At 69.8% G+C, this 20,351-nt stretch carries 18 protein-coding genes; 12 read left to right on the forward strand and 6 right to left on the reverse strand.

All coding sequences use genetic code 11. The features are described from left to right. The first annotated feature begins 123 nt into the window (after positions 1-123). The 5 genes from ACFVXC_RS17460 to ACFVXC_RS17480 all read left to right on the forward strand — a co-directional run bounded on the left by ACFVXC_RS17460 (position 124) and on the right by ACFVXC_RS17480 (position 6,239). Entirely contained in the window at positions 124-987 is an 864-nt protein-coding gene (locus tag ACFVXC_RS17460) for an ABC transporter ATP-binding protein (protein WP_389906208.1), read from the forward strand. Between the two features lie 168 nt (positions 988-1,155). Next, a complete protein-coding gene (locus ACFVXC_RS17465) occupies positions 1,156-2,220 on the forward strand; it encodes an ABC transporter substrate-binding protein (protein ID WP_389906210.1) in 1,065 nt (354 codons plus the stop codon). A gap of 11 nt (positions 2,221-2,231) precedes the next feature. Then, positions 2,232-4,319, forward strand: coding sequence for an iron ABC transporter permease (locus ACFVXC_RS17470; protein ID WP_389906212.1), 2,088 nt, complete (start codon positions 2,232-2,234; stop codon positions 4,317-4,319). A gap of 58 nt (positions 4,320-4,377) precedes the next feature. Next, a complete protein-coding gene (locus tag ACFVXC_RS17475) occupies positions 4,378-5,490 on the forward strand; it encodes a peptidase C39 family protein (RefSeq protein WP_389906213.1) in 1,113 nt (370 codons plus the stop codon). A 134-nt stretch (positions 5,491-5,624) separates the two neighbouring features. Beyond that, the gene (locus tag ACFVXC_RS17480) at positions 5,625-6,239 is read left to right on the forward strand and encodes a class I SAM-dependent methyltransferase (protein WP_389906215.1); all 615 of its coding nucleotides are present in this window, start codon (positions 5,625-5,627) and stop codon (positions 6,237-6,239) included. A gap of 166 nt (positions 6,240-6,405) precedes the next feature. On the opposite strand, the gene ACFVXC_RS17485 is transcribed toward ACFVXC_RS17480, so the two are convergent. Further along, complete coding sequence (locus ACFVXC_RS17485; RefSeq protein ID WP_389906217.1) at positions 6,406-8,364, reverse strand: acyl-CoA dehydrogenase; 1,959 nt, start codon at positions 8,362-8,364, stop codon at positions 6,406-6,408. 190 nt (positions 8,365-8,554) lie between these two features. On the opposite strand from ACFVXC_RS17485, the gene ACFVXC_RS17490 reads away from it, so the two are divergent. Beyond that, on the forward strand, positions 8,555-9,829 hold the full coding sequence (locus tag ACFVXC_RS17490; protein ID WP_389906219.1) for an MFS transporter: 1,275 nt from the start codon (positions 8,555-8,557) through the stop codon (positions 9,827-9,829). Positions 9,830-9,870: 41 nt separating this feature from the next. On the opposite strand, the gene ACFVXC_RS17495 is transcribed toward ACFVXC_RS17490, so the two are convergent. Together ACFVXC_RS17495 and ACFVXC_RS17500 are read right to left on the reverse strand one after the other, a co-directional pair. Next, the gene (locus ACFVXC_RS17495) at positions 9,871-10,806 is read right to left on the reverse strand and encodes a hypothetical protein (RefSeq protein WP_389906221.1); all 936 of its coding nucleotides are present in this window, start codon (positions 10,804-10,806) and stop codon (positions 9,871-9,873) included. Positions 10,807-10,845: 39 nt separating this feature from the next. Next, positions 10,846-11,112, reverse strand: a complete 267-nt coding sequence (locus tag ACFVXC_RS17500) for a hypothetical protein (protein WP_389906222.1) — start codon at positions 11,110-11,112, stop codon at positions 10,846-10,848. A 982-nt stretch (positions 11,113-12,094) separates the two neighbouring features. On the opposite strand from ACFVXC_RS17500, the gene ACFVXC_RS17505 reads away from it, so the two are divergent. Beyond that, positions 12,095-12,295, forward strand: coding sequence for a peptidoglycan-binding protein (locus ACFVXC_RS17505; RefSeq protein WP_389906223.1), 201 nt, complete (start codon positions 12,095-12,097; stop codon positions 12,293-12,295). Positions 12,296-12,379: 84 nt separating this feature from the next. Here ACFVXC_RS17505 and ACFVXC_RS17510 read toward each other — a convergent pair whose 3' ends face one another. The 3 genes from ACFVXC_RS17510 to ACFVXC_RS17520 all read right to left on the reverse strand — a co-directional run bounded on the left by ACFVXC_RS17510 (position 12,380) and on the right by ACFVXC_RS17520 (position 14,832). After that, entirely contained in the window at positions 12,380-13,033 is a 654-nt protein-coding gene (locus ACFVXC_RS17510) for a hypothetical protein (RefSeq protein WP_389906224.1), read from the reverse strand. Positions 13,034-13,047: 14 nt separating this feature from the next. After that, positions 13,048-14,502, reverse strand: coding sequence for an alpha/beta hydrolase (locus ACFVXC_RS17515; RefSeq protein ID WP_389906225.1), 1,455 nt, complete (start codon positions 14,500-14,502; stop codon positions 13,048-13,050). Between the two features lie 90 nt (positions 14,503-14,592). Next, positions 14,593-14,832: a hypothetical protein gene (locus ACFVXC_RS17520; protein ID WP_389906227.1), complete on the reverse strand. Its 240-nt coding sequence runs from the start codon at positions 14,830-14,832 to the stop codon at positions 14,593-14,595. Positions 14,833-15,056: 224 nt separating this feature from the next. Here ACFVXC_RS17520 and ACFVXC_RS17525 point away from each other — a divergent pair, with 224 nt between their 5' ends. The 5 genes from ACFVXC_RS17525 to ACFVXC_RS17545 all read left to right on the forward strand — a co-directional run bounded on the left by ACFVXC_RS17525 (position 15,057) and on the right by ACFVXC_RS17545 (position 20,312). After that, positions 15,057-16,250 (forward strand): sensor histidine kinase, encoded by a 1,194-nt coding sequence (locus tag ACFVXC_RS17525; RefSeq protein WP_389906473.1) that lies wholly within the window; start codon positions 15,057-15,059, stop codon positions 16,248-16,250. Further along, complete coding sequence (locus ACFVXC_RS17530; RefSeq protein ID WP_389906229.1) at positions 16,251-16,928, forward strand: response regulator; 678 nt, start codon at positions 16,251-16,253, stop codon at positions 16,926-16,928. 280 nt (positions 16,929-17,208) lie between these two features. Continuing rightward, a complete protein-coding gene (locus tag ACFVXC_RS17535) occupies positions 17,209-18,111 on the forward strand; it encodes an NAD-dependent protein deacetylase (RefSeq protein ID WP_389906231.1) in 903 nt (300 codons plus the stop codon). A gap of 208 nt (positions 18,112-18,319) precedes the next feature. Continuing rightward, positions 18,320-19,174, forward strand: a complete 855-nt coding sequence (locus ACFVXC_RS17540; RefSeq protein ID WP_389906233.1) for a PP2C family protein-serine/threonine phosphatase — start codon at positions 18,320-18,322, stop codon at positions 19,172-19,174. Positions 19,175-19,271: 97 nt separating this feature from the next. Next, complete coding sequence (locus ACFVXC_RS17545) at positions 19,272-20,312, forward strand: MASE1 domain-containing protein (protein WP_389906235.1); 1,041 nt, start codon at positions 19,272-19,274, stop codon at positions 20,310-20,312. The last annotated feature ends 39 nt before the right edge of the window (positions 20,313-20,351 follow it).

Raw genomic sequence — 20,351 nt, forward strand, 5'->3', positions numbered from 1 at the left:
GTAACCCTTAGTTGTTGCTCACCGCGAACGGTGTTTTCCGTGCGTGGAGAGTCCGCTGCCCGGCCGGCAAGGCCGGACGGAGGGTGCCGCAGCCCTCGCCCCTCCGATCACCCGGACCTGCTGATGCTCACAAGCCCCTCCCGGCACGCCGGTCGCCCTGTGGCAGACCCCGCCACACCAGCGGGTGCCCTCAACGGGCACGACTTGATGCTGCGGTACGGCGGCACACCGGTCGTCCACGGCGTCTCGCTCACTCTGGAACCCGGCCGCGCGACCGCCCTGGTGGGGCCGAACGGCAGCGGGAAATCCACGCTGCTGCGCGCGCTCTCCCGGCTGCACCGGGTGGACGGCGGGCGGGTGACGCTCGGCTCCGCCGACGGAGGGCCCGAGCGCGACGCGGCTCTGCTCAGTGCCCGCCAGTTCGCCCGCGAGATCACGCTGTTCTCCCAGTCGAGGCCCGCGCCCCAAGGGCTGACGGTCAAGGAGGTCGTGGCGTTCGGACGCCACCCGTACCGGCGTGGCTTCGCCGGCCTGACCGCTGAGGACCGGAGCGCCATCGAGCACGCCATGGGCGTGACCGGCGTACGGGACATGGCAGGCCGGCCGGTCGGGGAACTCTCCGGCGGGGAGATACAGCGCGTCTGGCTCGCGGCCTGCCTGGCCCAGGACACCGGCGTCGTACTCCTGGACGAACCGACCAATCACCTGGATCTGCGCTACCAGATCGAGACGCTCGACCTGGTGCGCGATCTCGTCGAGGAGCACGGCATCGCGGTCGGGATCGTCCTGCACGACCTCGACCAGGCGTCCCGCGTCGCGGACACGCTGGTCCTGATGCGTGCCGGCCGCGTGCACGCGGCCGGCACACCCGCCGATGTCCTCACCGAGGAGAACATCGGCGAGGTCTACGACATCCGTGTCGAGGTCGGCGTCGACCCGCGGACGGGCCGTCTCCGTATCGACCCCATCGGGCGGCACCCCGTCTGAAGCAGCACCCCGCCTCAAGCGCACCCCATCTCAAGCGGCACCCCGCCTCAAGCGGCACAGCCGTCACCGCGGTGAGTCGCAAGAGCGACGAGTCGCAAGAGCGGTGAGCCGTACGAACAACGCGTCGTATGAACGATGCGCTGCGAAGAACAAGAAAGAGGAACGTTCATGAACCGTGCCCGTCGCCTGGCGGCGTCAGCCTCCACAGGGCTCATCGTCCTCGCCGCAACGGCTTGCGGCACGACCACCGTCGACAAGGCTGACGCCGGCAGCAGCGCCGGCGCCTCGCCCGCGTCGAAGGACTGCGCCAAGGACACCACGACCACCTCGACGAAGCCGGTGTCCTTCAAGGACGGCGTCGGCCGACAGGTGAAGCTCGACAAGCCCGCCGCACGGATCGCGGTCCTGGAATGGCAGCAGGTGGAGGACGCGCTGACCCTGTGTGTCACCCCCACCGCGGTCTCCGACGGGAAGGGATACAGCACCTGGGTCAGCGCGGAGAAGCTGCCCGGCAAGGTGACCGACATCGGCACCCGTGAGGAGCCCGACCTCGACACCCTCTACGCGGCGAAGCCCGACCTCATCGTGGTGGAGGCGTTCGACGCCGACGACGAGACCCTCAAGAAGCTGGAGAAGCGAGGCGTCCCCGTGATGGCCACCCGGGGAGCGAACCCGAAGGACCCGATCGGGAACATGCGGGAGGTGTTCAGCATGATCGGCGAGGCGACGGGTCGCACCGAGCGCGCCGACCAGGTGCTCAAGGAGTTCGACGACCACCTCGCGACGGCGAAGAAGCAGGTCACCGACGCCGATCTGCCGACGAAGGACTTCCTGTTCTTCGACGGATGGCTGCAGGGAGGCAACCTCACCGTCCGCCCCTACAGCGACGGCGCCCTGTTCACCGAGATAGGCAAGGAGCTCGGCATGAACCCCGCGTGGACCAAGGACATCAACAAGGCCCACGGAGACGGGGGCGTCGACAAGTCCTACGGCCTGGCGCAGACCGACGTCGAGGGACTCACCTCGGTGGGTAAGGCCAACCTGTTCTACGCCAACGACGAAGGGGCAGGGGGGTACGTCGCCGCGCTGAAGAAGAACCCGATCTGGAAGACCATCCCGGCCGTGAAGGAAGGCCGCGCGCACTCGTTCCCCGCGCGGGTGTGGGGCGCCGGCGGTCCGCGCTCCTGCGAGCAGGCGATCGACGCGTACGTCGACGTACTCGACAAGAAGTGAGCACACCTCAGATGACGGCATCCGGAGGGGAAGCGCTGCCGCGCGCCGAGCGCGGCGGCGCCCCCACCGGGGTGGCCGTCCTGGCACTCCTTCTCGCAGTGACCGCCCTGGTGGGGATGTGGCACCTGACGCAGGGAACATCGGGCGTCGGCGTCGGCGACCTGGTGCGCTACCTCGGCGGGGCACGGGACAACACCGGCGGGGCGCCGGTCGGTGAGATCCTCACCGGTTCGCGCCTGCCGCGCCTGCTCGCGGGTGTGGCGGTGGGCTTCGCCCTCGGCTGCGCCGGCGCGCTGCTGCAGTCCGTCACGAACAACGCGCTCGCCTCTCCCGACACCCTCGCGGTCACGGCCGGGGCCTACTTCACGCTCTCGCTCGTCGCGGCCTTCGGCCTCGCCGTCCCGCTCTGGGCGTCGGGCGCCGTCGCCTTCGCGGGCGGCCTGGTCGCGGCGACGCTGGTGCTGCTCCTCGCGGGCCGGGCAGCGGGCACAGCGGGCACCCGCCTGATCCTCGCCGGATCGGCCATGGCGATGGCCCTGGACGCGGCGACCGCGATGCTCCTCATCCTGTTCAACCAGAACACGACCGGTCTCTTCGCCTGGGGGAGCGGCTCGCTCGCACAACTGAACATCGACGCGTCGATACGCGCCTTCCCCGTCATGGCCGTGGTGCTGTGCGTGGCTCTGGCGCTGTCCCGGCGGCTGGACGTGATGAACCTCGGCGACGACGCCGCGTCCACCCTCGGCGTGCCGATCCGGACCACCCGCGTGACCGCCGTGATCTGCGCGGTGATCCTGACCAGTACGGCGGTGACACTCGCGGGCCCGATCGCCTTCGTCGGCCTCGGCGCCCCCGTCCTGGCCCGCCTGATCGCGGGACGGGTCCGGGCGCTGCGCCAACACCTCCTCCTGGTGCCCGCGGCCGGGCTGCTCGGCGCGCTGCTCATCCTGCTCGCGGACGCGTCGCTGCGCGCGGTGCAGGGTGCGGACTCAGCCGCCTCCATTCCCACCGGCGTACCGACCGCACTGCTCGGCGCCGTCGTCATCGTGGTCCTCGCGCTCCGCCTCCGTGACACGGGCGGGCTCCGGCAACCACCGCACGCGCGGATCGCCACCCGCTCGCGCCGCGCGTTCCTCCTCGTCGTGCTCGGCGCGGCGACACTCCTGGTCGCGGCGGCGCTCGTGGCGGTCCTGGCGGGAAGCCTCTGGCTGCGGACGGGCGACATCGCGCTCTGGGTTCAGGGCACCGCCCCCGACCTGGTCGGCCAGGCGCTCGACGACCGGGTCCCGCGCGTGATCGCCGCGATCCTCGCCGGTGCGGCACTCGGTCTTGCCGGATGCGTCGTACAGGGCACGGTGCGCAACCCGCTGGCGGAGCCGGGCGTGCTCGGCATCACGGCGGGCGCGGGCCTGGGCGCGGCGGCCGTCGCCACATCGGGCCTGTCCGGCGGACGACCGCTGCTCATCGTGGCCGCGGTCGCCACGGGGCTCGCCACGTTCGCGCTGATCGCCGTGCTGTCCTGGCGCGGCGGATTCCTGCCCGACCGGTTCGTACTGATCGGCATCGGCTGCGGGTACGGCCTCAGTTCCATCACCACCTTCCTCCTGCTGCGTGCCGACCCGTACAACACGCCCCGGATCTTCACCTGGCTCTCCGGCACGACCTACGGGCGCACGCTGCCCGACGTCGTACCGGTCGCGGTGGCCCTGGCGCTCGCGCTCCCCGTGCTGCTCGCCATGCGCGGCAGGCTCGACCTGCTCGCCGTCGACGAGGACACCCCGCGCATCGTCGGGGTGAGGCCGGTACGCGTACGCGTCGCCGCACTGACGATCGCCGCGGTGCTCGCGGCGCTCAGCGTGATCGCCGTCGGTGTCGTCGGCTTCGTGGGGCTCGTCGCCCCCCACCTCGCCCGGTCACTGGTGGGCGCCCGGCACGGCCGCGCGATCCCGGTCGCGATGCTGCTCGGCGCGCTGCTGGTCTGTGTCGCCGACGCCCTCGGCCGCACGGTCGTGGCACCCGCCCAGGTGCCGGCGGGCCTCATGATCGCCCTGGTCGGCGGTCCGTACTTCGTCTGGGTGCTCCGGCGCTCCCGCGCGTGAGCCCGCCCGCCGGTGAAAGCCCGTCCCTCGCACCCTCCGAGCCGCAAGGAGCGCCGGTATGCCACCTCAGCAGAAACAGCAGAAACAGCAGAAACAGCAGGAAATGCCCGTGAGGATCGTCGTTGTCCCGTTCGAGCCCAACGGTGCCCCGCCGACCGACCTGAGGCGGCTCGGGCGCCACGAGGTGCCCGAGCGTTGGCACACGGTCGACCGTTCCGCTCACGCTCCGCACATCGTGGCCGTGCCAGGTGACGGCGGTGCGGACTGGGTCGCTGCCGCGCTCGTGACGGCACGCCCCGACACAGCCTACTTGAAGATCGTCGACGCCATCGGCGACGTACCGGCAGCCGTCCAGGCCGTCGTCGCCCACGCTCGCGGCCGGGGGCTCGCACAGGTCAAGTGGGAAGGCTGGACGGCGAGCCCGGAAGCCGCCGCTGCCGCCGGATTCACTCCGCTGCGCCCTCCGCTCACACCGGCAGGGCACGCGGAAGGGCCTGCGGCCGGTTACGTTCGCTGGCTGCGCGACGGCCTGGTGACCGAGCCCCCGTACTACGGGCAGACCACGCACTTCACGTGCGGTGCCGTCACCGCCCTGGTCGCGCAGACCCTTTCCGGGGCGCTGCCGGACAAGGCACTCGACCGCCAGGCCGAGCTGACACTGTGGCGCGACGCGACCAACTTCCCCGCGTGCGAGCCCGTCGGCCTTGGCGTCGCCGTGCGCCGGGCCTGGCCGTCGTCCCCCGTCACCATCCACCTCGATACGGACCGGCCCGTCCTGCTCGACCACTACCCGGACAACGAGCAGGAGTGGCGCGCCCTGCTCCAGCGCACATCGCGTACGGACGCCGTACGGACCGGTGTCCCGATCCACTCATGCCACCTCCCCATGACGGCGATCCGGAGCGCGATCGGCCGACGCGAACAGGTGCTGCTCCTGGTCTCGCTCGCCGGGATGCAAGGCTTCGACGTACCGCACTGGGTGCTCTGCCACGGCGCCGTACCCGGCGCCATCGTGATCGAGGACCCGTGGGCCAACGCGGCAGCGGGGGACACCTGGGTCGACGCCCACCTGCTGCCGGTTCCCGACCCGTCGCTCGACACCATGTCGACCATCTCGGCAGACAGCTTCCGCGGCGCCGTGGCCATCGGCACTTCGGGCACGCGCCCGTGAGTCCTGCGACTGCCGCCGACACGGCCCACCTGCGCAGAACTTCCCCCGTGACGAGGGCGCCACAGGCTCACCACACTCGTCAGCAGACCCGCGTGACGACCATGGACACATGCTGCTCACCTATCCTGTCCGACATGAGTCGTTGGGAAGAGCTGACCGGTGGAGTGTCGGGAGAGGACTACGCCGCCCGGTTCGCGGCCCTGGCCGGCAGTGGCAAGGACATGCACGGTGAGGCACAGTTGTGCGCCGCGCTGGTGCCCGCCGGTGCGCGGGTGCTGGATGCCGGGTGCGGCACCGGCCGGGTCATGATCCGGTTGGCTGAGCTGGGGTACGACTGTGTGGGGGTCGACCTGGATGCTTCCATGTTGGCCGTGGCGCGCAGGCAGGCGCCGGAACTGCCCTGGATCCAGGCCGACCTGGCCACGTTCGACCCGGCCGCGCTCGACGTTGCCGCCGGCTTCGACCTCGTGGTCGCTGCCGGCAACATCTTCCCGCTCCTCGCTGCGGGAACTGAGGCCGCGGTGATCAGCCGCTTGGCCGCGGTCCTGCGTCCTGGCGGACTCATGGTCGCCGGTTTCGGCCTGGACGAAGCTCATCTGCCGGTGTCGCCCGCCATCACCTTGCCGGAGTACGACGCCTACTGCGCCGCGGCGGGCCTCACCTCCGTCGACCGCTTCGCGACGTGGGACACCCACCCCTACGAGGGTGGCGGCTACGCAATCAGTGTCCATCGGGCGCAAGGCGGCTGATGAGTCCGCCCCGTTCGAGCCTGTACACCGACGGTGGCCTGAACCTGTGGCCTGAACCAGATCTGAAGGGCGTTCTCCGGCGCACCACTGTGCAGGTCTGCCGCTCACCGCATCCGGCATGCGGCGAAGCTCGTCGGAGCAAGCTTCACACGCCGGACGTGGATGCTCACCCCACAAGATCGGGGGAGCGCAGCATTCGCGGCGGGATGTTCCAGGCGTCGACGAGGTCGGTGGCGAGCGGCCGGATCTTGCGGCACAGGCCGTTCACCTCACGGCGGATCGCCTTGGAGCGCTGCACCGTCAGCCGGCCGTGCTCCATGAACCAGGCGCGGTCAGCCTCGATCGTGGAAAGGGCGAAGAGGTCGCACAGGAGCCCCAGTGCGACCTTGTTGTCACCATCGGGGAGTCGGCGCGTCTTGTCGACGAACGCCTCGAGCACCAGCCGCTCGACATGTGCGTGGGCCACCGCGATGACATGGTCCTGCACCTGTGAGAAGACGACGCCGGGATGGGTCTTCTGATCCATCCCGCGCTTGAGTCGGCGTGCCACACCGGCGAGCATGTGTTCCTCGCGGAATCGGAGCATGGCGAGCTGATACTCCGAATCGAGGAGGCCCGCTTCCTGATCCCACTGATCGCCGCCGGGCAGCAAGTCACGTACCCGCTCCAGCAGTTTGTGGGCCGAGGTCTTCTCGATGACCGTCTCGACGGCGAGGTTCGTGACGTACCGGACCATGCCGAGCTGGTCCATGCTCTCGAACTCGCTTGCGTAGTGGGTGAGCAGGCCCTTCGCCACCAGTTGGAGCAGCACGTGGTTGTCGCCCTCGAACGTCGCGAAGACGTCGCTGTCGGCCTTCAGGGCGGCGAACCGGTTGACGGCCAGATAGCCGGCGCCCCCGCACGCCTCGCGGCACTCCTGAATCGTGCGCGTGGCGTGCCAGGTGCCGAGCGCCTTGGTGCCTGCGGCCCGTGCCTCCAGCTCACGCCGTGCGCGCTCGTCGTCCGTGGTCCCCGAGAAGACCTCGTGCAGCTGCGTGCGTACGACGTCCTGGGCGAAGTGCAGCGCGTAAGTGCGCGCGATGAGCGGGAGCAGCCGGCGCTGGTGCATGCCGTAGTCGAGGAGCACCTGCTCCTCGGCGTCCGAGGCGGCCTTGAACTGCCTTCGGCGATCGGCGTACTTGGTGGCGATGGCCAGCGCGACCTTGCTGGTGTTGATGGCGCCTCCGCCGACGCTGACCCGCCCCTGCACCAGGGTGCCGAGCATGGTGAAGAAGCGGCGGTCGGGGTTGTCGATCGGGCTCTGGTAGACGCCCTCGGAAGTGACGTCGGCGAACTTGTTGAGCAGCGCCTCGCGCGGCACGCGTACGCCGTCGAACCAGATCCGGCCGTTGTCCACGCCGTTGAGGCCCATTTTGCGCCCGTCGTCCTCGATCCGGACACCGGGGGCGACCTCACCGCCGACGCGGATCGGCACCACGAACGCGTGCACCCCTTGGTGCTCTTCGCCCACCTCCAGCTGGGCGAAGACGACCGCAAGCTCGGCGTGCCGGGCCGCGTTGCCGATGTAGTCCTTGCGCGCCTCGTCTGTGCCGGTGGTGATGACGAACTCCTGGCTGTCGGCGTCGTACCGAGCCACGGTGCCCAGCGCCTGGACGTTGGAGCCGTGTCCGGTCTCGGTCATCGCGAAGCAGCCCATCAGCTCTCCGGTGATCAGGCGCGGCAGGTAGGCCTCGTGGTGGCGTTCCGTGCCCAGGTGCAGGATGGCGCCACCGAAGAGTCCGAACTGCACGCCGACCTTCACCAGTACCGACAGATCGCCGAAGGCGAGCGTCTCGAACGCGGCGATCGATGCGCCGATGTCGCCGCCCCCGCCGTACTCCTTCGGGAAGCCCATGCCGGTCTGACCGGTTGCCGCCATCTCGACGACGAGCTCACGCACGCGCTCGCGGAACTCGTCGAAGCCGAGCTGTTCCGCTTCGTCGAGGACGTCTGCGTACGTCGTCAGATTGGCGCGGACCAGGCTGCGGACTTCGGCGTACTCGCCGTCGAGCAGATCGGCAAGAGCCTGGACGTCGATGGCGGGCTGCGTGTAGCCGCTCGGGGAGGTGACGCTGTCGGTGGCCATGTCGCCCTGCTACCCGGCGGTAAGACGATCAAATCGGTCGCTTGGTCCATCCGGCGGCGAGCAGGCATCGTCTTCGTGCACATCCTCGGCGTCCCGCAACACCCTGGCCGTGAAGGCGGACTCCGGCCCACGGGACGGCCGGCAGCTTCGCACCGCTGACGGGGTGTGCTCCCGCTGTTAACCTGCGTCCATGATCAAGGGAGGATCGCCCGGCCGAATAGCTGACATAGCTGGGGCCAACAGGTCAGAGCGTGTACTGATCCTGGCCAGCTTCGTGAACCGAGTCGGCAATGGGCTGTTCAACACGGCGGCGGCACTCTACTTCACGTTGGTCGTGGATCTACCGGCAGTGCAGGTGGGTGCCGCCCTCACCGTCGCCGGTCTGATCGGCCTGCTCGCCGGGATACCGGGAGGTCACCTGGCCGATCGACGTGGGCCGCGCACGGTCATGATGCTCGCTCTGACGGTTCAGGCAGTGGCGATGTCCGCTCTCATGCTTGTCGAGAGCTGGGCTGCGCTGGCGTTCATCGCCACCGTTGACCAGCTTGCCGCAGCCGTCGCTGGAGCAGCCTGGGGAGCCCTCGTGGTCCGGGTCGGTACTGACCGCCCAGCACTGTTCAGGGCGAAGCTCCGCACCTACGTCAATTTGGGCGTCGTCCTGGGAACCGTGGGTGCCGGATTTGCGGTGACAGCGAATACTCGTACCGCCTACAGCGTGCTGATTCTCGGCAACGCGTCCAGCTTCGCACTGTGCGCCCTCCTCCTCTTCTTGCTCCCCAACTACAGGGCAGTGGCGCCACCGTTGCGGCAGCGCCGCTGGATCGCTCTCACCGACCGGCCGTTCGTGACCTTCGCAGCTCTCCATGGCGCGATGGGGCTGCAATATCCAGTGGTGTCCCTGCTCCTGCCGATCTGGATCTCCGAGCACACGACCGCACCGCGCTGGACCGTGGCCGCGGTATCCGCGATCAATGCCGGAGTCTGCGTTCTATTGCAGACCAGAATCGGATCCCGCATCGAAACCCCGCGCGATGGCGGCAAGGCGTTCCGCACGGCAGGGCTGCTCTTCCTCCTCAGCTGCCCGATGATGGCCCTGACCGCGCACGCTCCCGTGTGGGCCGCCGCGGGCCTTGTGGTTGCGGCGATCTGCGTCCACAGCCTCGGGGAGATATGGGAGTCCTCGGCCGGCTTCGCGCTTGGCTTCGGCTTGGCGCCAGACCATGCCCAAGGCCAGTACCAAGGGCTTCTCGGGCTCGGCTTCAGCGCGGGCCAGGCGCTCGCCCCGGCCATCCTCACCACCGTCGTGCTCGGACTGGGTACGGGCGGCTGGCTGCTCCTGGGCGCATTCTTCGCCGCGGTGGGTGCCGTCGGCCCGACGATTGAACGCTGGGGCACGCGAACACGATCGCGACACGGAGTCGCAACCGCGCACCCCAGCGGAGAACCGGACGAGGCGCGCGCGTAGCCGCGGCCCGGGTTCTGGCGTACAGGCTTCCGCGACCACTGTCACCAGGGGAGCAACGGCTTGGGGGTTCGAACCAGAGCGGAGTCGTCAAGGTCGGCAATCAAGCGGTGCGACGCGTCCACTCGTACCGCGTCGGCCAGGGCCCGGCCGTAGGCGCGGGAGCCCGCGGCGTTGGGGTGCGGCGGGAACGCGTCGGTGCTGGAGACAGCGCCCTCGATGTAGCGGTCGACCGCGGGGCGCGGGAGTCGTGGCCGGTGCCGAGGTCCTCGGTATCGGCGAACGCGGCCCCGTGCCGTGCAGTCGCGGTGGGCGGCGCCCCGCCGAGCTGGTCGATGTTCACCTGGTGTAGTCGGCGTCTCGTCGGTCAAGTCGGCGCCGAGCCCCCCCCCGGGCGGCGCCCGCCGAAGCGCGCCGCGACGGCCTGTTCCAGGGACAGGCCGGCCCTCCGTGGTGTGTCGATGGGCGATGTCGTGGACGGCGCGTACGAAGTCGCGGCCGTCGCGCCCGCGCACGAGACGCCTGGTGTTCGTGGCACGTCGGGTGCGGAACTCCGGGGGGTAGTTCTTCTTCCACACCGCGAAGTTGATCAGATCGACGACGAAATTCGAGTACGGCGTCCAGCGGTCCCGCAGCAGCCCCGCGCCGTCGCCGTGGCGTGCGAAGGGCTCGGGGTTGTGGCCGAACGCCTCGCCCACGCAGCGCTGCGACAACGGGCCGAGAAGCAGGCTCTTGCTGGTGACCGGTCGCTCGGCGCACGGCCCGAAGTGCTGCTCGAGCAGCCGCATTCCGGCGGCCAGGAGCGACGCCGTCACACGGTGGTTCGCCAGGCGGGTGCGGCCCCAGCCGGTACGACGGTTGAGGCGCGGCAGGATCCCCGACAGGTCCTGGTCGTACGGGAAGGGCAGGTCCCGCTTCCTGCGGTGGGTGCGCGACTCGTGCTTGTCGTCCAGGTCATCGCTGTCGTCGCTGTTCTTCATGCGCGCATGCTGTCCGCCGCGCTCACGGCCAACAACCCCTCAGGCGCGTGGAGGTGACCGGCCGGCCTCGCCCTGTGGCCCCTCACCGGCGCCGCCACGAGCCGCGCCCTGGTCCGGCTGCTTCTCGGGCTGCTCGCCGCGCACGCCACCCGTAAGGCTCTCAGCCAGTCGGACGTGCCCCAGGGCGAGTCGGAAGAGGCGGATCGGCTCCGCGCCCACCGCCTCGCGGTCCTGCGCACCGTCCTGAACGGACTCAAGGCCCTCGGCTCCACGCACCGGTCTCGCCGCTGAGAGCGAAGGTCCCATCGAGTTATCGTCACCGATAACCATCACCGATCCCTCAACCTCAACTTTAGCGTCAGTGTTAGCCTCAACTTCAGCCTCAGCCTTATAGCGGTCGGCCCGCGCGCATGGTTGGGTCCGGCCTGGTCGACGCCCTCGGCGCCGGTCCCCGATGGTCGGGGCCGCCCAGGCGTCCCTCACCCCACCGAAGCGGCCGTCCCGCCCGGATCCTGATGGACCCGGTCAAGTGCCAGGCAGCGCCGCCGCGTGCGGCACGACATCACGGCCCACCGGCGAAAACTCCCCGTGCGACCGTTGGACCTTCACCTCCAAGCCGACGGCTCGTACCGCATCGCCGGCGACAGACCCGCCTGCGGCATCACGGGGCTTAGCGGGCCCTGAGTCGACCGTCAAGGCAGCCTTAAGGATCGCGGTTCGGGGCCGACGGCGAGGGATCGGTGCCGCACGGACGTCTACGTTCGATCATGTGAGTTTCGAAGCAGCCGTCCCAGACCCGTCCATGTATCCAGCGCTCTCCTCCTACCTGACGCGGAGACCAGACCGACGCCTGCGTACGGCGTTCGGGGTGCCGCGCCCAGTGGACGGGCCGACGCAGGCGATACCCGCGAGCGCGGCGCCCACCTCCGGCAGAGAGGGAAAGGGCCGCCACCGCGCCTCCCTGCGAGGACGGCGTAGCCTCCCCGCCCAAGCCCCTACTCATGCCCGCCATGGCGCGATCAAGTCCAGACGGGGCTTCCCACCGCTCTCGTACGGCTACGCGTCCGCAGCCCTGCTCGTCCTCACCGCCGGGCTCCTGGCCCAGTCCCACAGCCGCCCAGCCCCCACCGCTCCGCACGCCGCGCCGCCCGCGCAGAAACCAGACGCTCCCCGTCACGAGACTTCGCCCGTACCCGACAAGACACCCTCAAGGCCCGCCCCGCCCAGCAATCCCACACCGCATCCGAGCCCTCCGGCGAGCACCGAGCACGCATCGAGTGTGCTGCGGGTGGGCAGCACGGGTACCTCTGTACGGCAGTTGCAGGAGCAGTTGGGACAACTACGTCTCTACACCGGCCCCGTAGACGGCTACTACAACCAGGACGTCGCAGCCGCGGTCGCGCGCATGCAACAGTCACGCGCCATCGACGAACCCCTCGGCGTCTACGGCCCGGGCACCCGCGACGCCATCAGCACCGCGGCCATGTGACCGGACGTGGGCCGGTGGATGCACCGCTGAGCCGCCAGGAGCACGGGAGGCCGGTGTGTGTGCCGGGCGCGGGACGAGCACCTGTCAGCCCACACCGCCGTCGAGCAGCCAGTGGTAGCGCAGCCGCAGCGCCCGCTCGGTGCTGGCCGTCGCGGCACCGAGCCCGATCAGGATGTTGAGCCATGTCGGCGGAGTGACGGGGGAAGTGAACGTCCCGACGCGTCGGGCGATGGGCTCCACCTCTGTGACCGGCTCGACGAGCTGGCAGAGAAGGAGTGCCAGGGCGACGACAAGCATGATCGACGAGAGGAATCCGATCACGCGGCTCAGCGCGGGGTGCGCGTCGTCGAAGTGCGCGCGGCGGCCTTCGGCGGAGTCACCATCCGGGGTGAGCTGGTGCTCGGTCCCCTTGGCGGTGACGTAGTGGCAGCGTTTGAGCCCGAAGCCGCTCCCTTTCACTTCGACGGTGCCGCCCGTGACGGGGAAGAAGGCAGGGAGTCCGGACTTGGCGTGCTGCCTGCCGTCGCGGTACAGGTGGGCCTCGACTACGCCGGTCGACGTGTTCCCCGAATGCCTGACGTCGACGGCGTAGACCGTCTGGAGGCCATCGTCGTGGGTGAGCCGAAGATGGAACAGCGCGCGGAACGTCATCTGCCACCAGCGGAAGCGCTTCAGTGCTCGCCCGTCCCCGGGTTTGACCCGCTGCGCGGCCCGACGGCGCCGCAACTCCTTCATCATGTCTCGCCCTCCCGCTATTCGTTCGGCTCGGCGGCGCAGGCGAGGTCCCGCGCCGGGCGCTGCCCGCCGGTCAGGAACGCCGTCACCGCGTCGTTCGCGCACGTGTTGCGGCCGAAGGGGTAGACACCATGACCGCCCTGGTCGGCGGTCACCATCGTGGCCCGCTTCCCGAACGCGCGCCGCAACTCCTTGGCCCCGGCGAGCGGCGTTCCCGGATCGCGTTCGTTCTGCACCATGAGCACGTTCGACGGGCCCCGGTCACCGACGCGGACCGGCGGCTCGACGCGCTTGTCCGGCCAGAACGCGCAGGGCCCGATGCCGGCCGTGGACCCGCCCAGCATCGGGTGGGCCACGCGGTCGACCGCGACATTGCGCTGGTACTCCCTGACCGTGTCCGGCCAGCGCGTATCACCGCAGATCACATGGAATCGCGCGGACATGAGGTTCTCCATGTCCGGCAGCGGCGGCACGGGCGGCAGCGGCTTGTCCGTGTCGAGCGCCTGCCAGAACTCGGCGATCTGAGGCATGAGCGCATCGGAGTAGAGACGGTCGAACGTGAACCCGCGGAACAGCGTCCCGTCGATTCCCCGGACCGGCTTCGCGTCCAACCGCTCCGCGAGATCGAAGAACTTCGCGGTCACCTGCCGCGGTGTGGTGCCCAGACCGTACTCGGGGCGCGCGGCAGCGAACGTCGCGAAGTCCGGGAACCGGTCGTCCATTCCACGGGCGAACCGCCGCATGGCCGTGACGTCGTAACCACCCGGGCCCAGATTGCTGTCGAGCACGACCCGGTCGCTGCGCTTGGGGAACATCGTCGTGTACACCGCACCGAGGTAGGTGCCGTAGGAATGTCCGAGGTACGACATCTTCGGTGCGCCGAGCGCCGCCCGGATCCGGTCCATGTCCCGCGCCGTGTTCGCCGTGGTGGTGTGGGGCAGCATCCACGCCGTCCGCGAGGTGGCGCACTGCTCGGCGATGGTCCGCGCGTTCCCCGCCTCACGCGCGACATCGGCATCGGTGTGCGCGTACGGAGCGAAATTGCCGCGTGCCTGCTGCTCGGACGTCAGATCGCAGGTCACCGGTGTGCTGCGGCCGACCCCGCGCGGGTCGAAGCCGACCACGTCGTAGGAGTCGAGCACCTTCCGCGGCAGCCCTGAGCGGGCGAGGACGGCCGGGTAGTCGAGTCCCGCGCCGCCGGGGCCACCCGGATCGGTCAGCAGTACGTCGCGGCGCTGCGAGGGCTTCTCGACGGCGAGCCGAGAGATCGCGATCTCTATCTGCCGGCCGTCCGGATCCCGGTAGTCCAGGGGGACTTGGAGCGTCGAACATTCGAGACGGGGTGCGGCGACGTCCTGCGGACAAGGGCCCCAGCGTACGGTGTCCGGCGTCGCCGCCGATGACACGGCCGGCACAGCGGTCACTGCCGCCATCGTGGTGGTGGCGAGGGCGAGGGACAGGGATCTGCGCATCTGATGTCCTCCTGAAGGAGTGTGTAGGGGAGGTGCCGGGACACTGCCCGAACGCCCGTATCGGGAGCGAGTCCGTCGTCCCGGATCGCGTCAGGCCGTTTCCCGGCGGGTGTGTGCCCAGCCACCGGACGCCGCTGCGACGAGCGCGATGAATCCGAGGAGGACCAGCTGGCCCGTGCGACCGCCGGGGACCCGGTCGAAGGCCCCCCACAGCAGTTCTGTGTCCTGGTCGAGCAGACCGCGGATCACCGTTTGGGAGGCCAGGGCCGTCATCGCCATCCCGACCGCCTCAAGGGCAGTGAGACCGGCCTTGAACCCGGCCTTGCTCATCGTTTCTCTTCTCTCCGTCTCGAATCCCGTTCGTGTCCCGTTTTCACGTCCCGCTGTCCCGGCACGTGAACGAGTCTGTCCGTGCGGCACGTACGGCACATCAACCCGGCGGCCCGCGACGTCTTCGACCCCGGGCGAGGCGGTCATTGGACTCTGGTCCAGGGCGGATCAGCCCCTGGTCTGACTCCCCGGCCACACAGGGTGGAGACAATGGCTGGGTGAACATGTACGACGCGGCGCCACGGCTCGGGTGGTGGCAGCAGACCTGGCGGCCGGCGGCAGCCGTAGCAGTGGGCATCCCGGCCTGGCTCTACACCGGTGTGCTGCTGCACTGGCAGGGAGATGAGACGGGCGCCTGGTTCCACATCGGGGATCCGCTGGTCGCTCTCGGCTGCCTGACGGCGCTCGTGTGGCGGCGGCGTTTCCCGCTCGCCGTCGCCATGGCGGTCGCGATCGCTTCGACGGCCTCGGCACTGGCCGCCGGCGCCGCGCTGGTGGCCCTCGGCTCGATCTCCACCCGCCGCCGACCGGTGGAGATCGCGGTCGTCGTGCTGGCCTACGTGACCGCGGCGCAGTTCGCTGTCGAGGTCTACCCGGTCCAGAGCCCACCCGGTACGTGGTGGATCCAGCTCACGATGCCCGCACTGACGGCGGGCATCGCGGTGGCCGTGGGCATGGCCATCGGCGCGCGCCGTGTCGAAGTACGGTCCTTGCGGGACCGGGCGGAGAGCGCCGAACGGGAACAGACCGCACGAGCGGCGCAGACTCGGGCCCAGGAACGCAACCGGATCGCCCGCGAGATGCACGACGTGCTCGCGCACCGGATCTCCCTGGTTGCCATGCAGGCCGGAGTGCTCGATCACCGAAGTGGCCTCAGCGCCGAGGAGAACCGCGTGCTGGTCCGCGGCATCGCCGAGGGCTCCCACCAAGCCCTGGAAGAACTACGGGACGTCCTTGGTGTGCTCCGGGCAGACCCGGGCCACCCGGAACCACCACAACCCTCCCTGGACCGGATCCCCGACCTGGTGGCCGAGGCAGGCTCGTCCGGCCTGGACGCCACGTTCACCAGCACCGTGCAGGGCACACCGTCCGACGTCGTCGGTCGCACCTGCTACCGGGTCGTCCAGGAAGGACTGACCAACGCCGCCAAACACGCTCCAGGCGCACCCGTCCACGTCACCCTCGAAGGATCGGAGGGTGACCAACTCGACGTCAGCGTGCGCAACTTCCCGGCCACCGCTTCCCCGGCCGCCACAAGTGCCGCGCAACGACCGGCATCGGGGTTCGGACTCCTGGGCCTCACCGAACGAGTGGACCTCGCGGGCGGAAGACTCGACCATCACCCCACACCCGACCGCGGCTACCTCCTCACCGCGCGCCTACCCTGGCCGAACCCCACCCACGAAAAGAGAACTTGAGTGGACAGCGAGCGGCAGCCGGTGCGTGTCGTCATCGTCGACGACGAAGAGCTGGTGCGCATGGCGTTGCGGCTGGTCATCGACGGCGAACCCGATCTGACCGTCGTCGCGGAGGCGGCCGACGGCGACGCAGCGATCACCGTGGTGGACGAGCAGCGACCGGACGTCGTCCTGATGGACGTGCGGATGCCCGGACGCGACGGTCTCAGCGCGACCAGCGAGCTGCTCACCCGAGCGGTGCCACCCCGAGTGCTCATGCTGACGACATTCGACTCCGACGACCTGGTTCTCGGCGCGCTGCGCGCCGGAGCACTCGGCTTCGTCCTCAAGGACACCCGGCCTGCGCAGATTCTCGAAGCGGTGCGGACCGTCGCGGAAGGCGAGCCCGTGCTGTCCCCGGCGGCCGCCGCGCGGGTGATCGCCGCGGCCACCGGCCCGCAGTCCGCTCACGTTCGCGAATCGTCCCGCGCCGCCGCGCGGAAGAAGCTGTCCACACTCACCGAACGGGAACGCGAAACCGCCGAGGCCATCGCGGACGGCCTGGGCAACCCGGAGATCGCCCAGCGGCTGCACATCAGCATCGCGACCGTCAAGGCACACACAGGCAACCTGTTCGCCAAGCTGACGGTGGAGAACCGGGTACAGATCGCACTCCTGGTGCGCGACGCGGAGGAATGAGCCCGCTACCAGGATGTACGTGGCCGCCGGGGGGCAGTGAAGTGGAACTGATCAAAGATCTCAAGGACCAGGACATCGGACCGGCGGCATACGATCACGTCCTCGCGGTACTGGTGAGGGCCCCCGACGAACAGCGTCATGGGCAGGTCCAGGCGTACTACTTCGGCGTACACGAAGGTGGTTCGGGCTGGTCCCTGGCTATAAGGCAGAAGGCACCAGGCAGAAGCCAGAAGGCCGCACCGAGCCACGCGTGGCCCGCCCGAAACGTAAGCTGGCAGGTATGCGGACGCGACCCACGCTGACCTGGGAGCCTTCTGGCGGCCTGCTCCCGGCCTCGACCGACCTCACGGCTGTCGTCGAGGCGGTGCGCGCAGGCGGGGTCGTGGTGCTGAGCGGGGCCGGTCTCTCCACCGAGTCAGGTATCCCGGACTACCGCGGGGAGCACGGCTCCCTGCGCCGGCACACTCCCATGACGTATCAGGAGTTCGTCGGAGCCGAGCAGGCCCGGCAGCGGTACTGGGCTCGCAGTCAGCTGGGGTGGCGGGCCATGACGCGGGCCCGTCCGAACGCCGGTCATCGGGCCGTCACCACCTTGGCCGAAGCAGGTCTGGTCACCGGTGTGATCACACAGAACGTCGACGGGCTGCAGCAGTCCGCCGGGGCCCGGGACGTCATCGACCTCCACGGGACCCTGAGCCGGGTGGTCTGCCTGGCCTGTGGCCGAGGCAGCGCCCGTTCGGAGCTCGACCAACGGCTGCGTGAAGCCAATCCGGGGTTCGAGGCTGCCGCCGAGCGCTACCGTGCGGCGCGGGTCAATCCGGACGGTGACGTGGAACTGCCCGACGAGGCGGTTCGCGAGTTCCGGGTGGTGGCGTGTTCGGCCTGTGGCAACGGCGTGCTCAAGCCGGACGTCGTCTTCTTCGGTGAGAACGTGCCCCCGGAGCGGGTTGCGGCATGTCGGCACCTCGTCGAGGAGGCTGCCGTCCTGCTCGTGCTCGGCTCCTCCCTCACCGTCATGTCCGGGCTGCGCTTCGTGCGCCAGGCGTCGCAGTCCGGCACGCCGGTCCTGATCGTCAATCAGGGCCCGACCCGAGGCGACCGCTGGGCCACCCAGCGAGTGGAACTGCCCCTCGGGCAGGCCCTGCCCGCCCTGGTGGCGCGGGTGTGTTCCGCAGGGCGATAGGCAGGGCCCGGCTGTGACGTCATCTGGCGCGCGGCACGGTGGCCGCACCGACACCTCAGAGAGCGGCGTGGGCCTTCCGGGGGAGACGTGACAGGGTGCGACCCCCGCCATCTGCGGGCAGACTTGATCAGGACGTTGTGCCAGTGGTGCATGTGGCGGAAGACAGCTGAACTGAACGCGGGGTGCTCTCGCGGAACCGGGGCGATCAATGTTCCGTACGCAGGCGGCCGACGACGGTGACGAGCTGCTTGCCAGGCTCGGGGCGCTGACTGCCCGGGCCCGGGAGCTCGCGGAGACGCAGCGTTCCCGGGTGGAGCTGGCAGTGGCGCTGCAGCGCGGCATGTTGCCCCATGACCTTCCGCAGCCTCCGGGCGTCCGGCTGGCCGTGGGCTACATGCCCGCCAATCACGGGCTCAACGTCGGGGGAGACTGGTACGACGCCTTCACCATGCCGGACGGCCGTATCGGCCTGTCCATCGGTGACGTGCAGGGGCACAACATCAAGGCCGCCGCGTTCATGGGGCAGGTCCGTGTGGGACTGCGTGCGCTGGCGTCCGTCACGGGCGACCCGGGGGAGCTGCTCACGCGTACCAACGATCTCCTGGTCTCCCTGGGCGCGGACCTCTTCGCCACGTGTACTTTCCTTCGGCTTGATCCGGCTACGGGCGTCCTGGAGTGCGCTCGGGCCGGCCACATTCCCCACATCTGGGCCACGGCTGACGGCCGGTCCGGTATCGACGAAGGTGAGTGCGGCCCGCCGCTCGGGGTGCTCGAAGGCGCCGAGTACCCCGTGGTGTGCCATCGGCTCAGCACGGACGGCGTCGTCGTGCTGCTGACCGACGGAGTGGTGGAGGGGCCGTCACTGAGTCTCGACGAAGGCCTGCGGCGGGTGATGAGCCTGGCCGAGATCACTACCGCGGCCGGTCTTGGGATCGACGCTCTTGTGGGGGGTGTGATGCGGCTGGCGGACACAGTGGGGCATGAGGACGATGCCGCCGTCCTCATCGTCGGCCACGACGGAGGCGGCCCTCCAGTGGGGTCCACCGCATCCCCGCAGACGTAGGCGAAAGGGAAGGAGGCCCCGCAGGTCACGGACGCGCTCGGGCATGGTCCTGGGCCCTCGCATGGCCGAAGTGGTCCGCTCGGTGTCTGATGGCTCTGTGGTGGTGACTCGGCGGTTCCGGCTGTCCTTGGAGGTGGTCCTCAAGACACTGGCCGTGGCCGCCTGCTACTACGTGGCCGGGCGTCTGGGCCTGCTGGGCCGGCTCACCGTCGAAGGCGTGGTCGTCACACCCATTTGGCCGCCCACCGGGGTCGCCGTCGCCGCCCTGCTCGTCTACGGCGTCTCGGTCTGGCCGGGGATCGCCGTAGGCTCCTTCCTCACCATCGCGTCCCTCACCACCCCGCAGCTCACGGCACTCATCACCGTGGCGGGCAACACCCTCGCCCCGCTCTGCGCCTATCTGATGCTGCGACGGGCCGGATTCCGGGTCGGGATCTCACGTGTGCGGGATGGTCTGGCCCTGGTCTTCCTCGGCGGGCTCGGAGCCATGCTGATCAGCGCCACGGCGGGGGTCGGGCTGCAGGTGCTGACCGGCCGACTGGACACGGGGGAGTTCTGGTCCGTGTGGCTGGCCTGGTGGGTGGGCGATGCGATGGGCGTCCTGCTGGTAACGCCCCTCCTGCTCGTGCTGGTGGGAGCCGCCGGCCCAGTGCGACTGAGGCGTTGGAAGGAGATGCTGTTCCTGGGCCTCGCGACCTTGATCGTCGTACCTGTGGCCGTGGTCGGCGAATTGAGCCTGCTCTTCCTCGTCTTCCCGCTGCTCATCTGGGTGGCGTTGCGCTTCCAGCTTGCGGGGAGCATGTTGTGCGCGCTGTTCGCGTCGGTGCTGACCACCTTCGAGGCGAGTACGCGGCAAGGCGCCTTCCTCAACCTTTCGGCCATCGAGATCATGACCAAACTTCAGGCGTTCAACGGTGCCACCGCGCTGACGGCGCTCTTGTTGTCCGCCATGGTCGCCGAACAGCGCGCCACCCGACGATCGGTGCGCAATGCCTGTCGGGAACTCGCGGAGGTACTTGAGCACCTGGCCGCGGGGGAGACCCCGCCCGAACTGTCCGACAGGCGCGCTGACAGTCACACCGCCAGCCTCCGCACCGGCGACTCGGCGTCGGCGACGGACAGTCACCGGGAGGCGTGAGCGGCCACCGCCGCGCCGAGCGCCGACACCTTCAAGACG

Origin of the sequence: Streptomyces sp. NPDC058257, from assembly GCF_042881845.1 — a bacterium.
Taxonomy (GTDB): Bacteria; Actinomycetota; Actinomycetes; order Streptomycetales; family Streptomycetaceae; genus Streptomyces.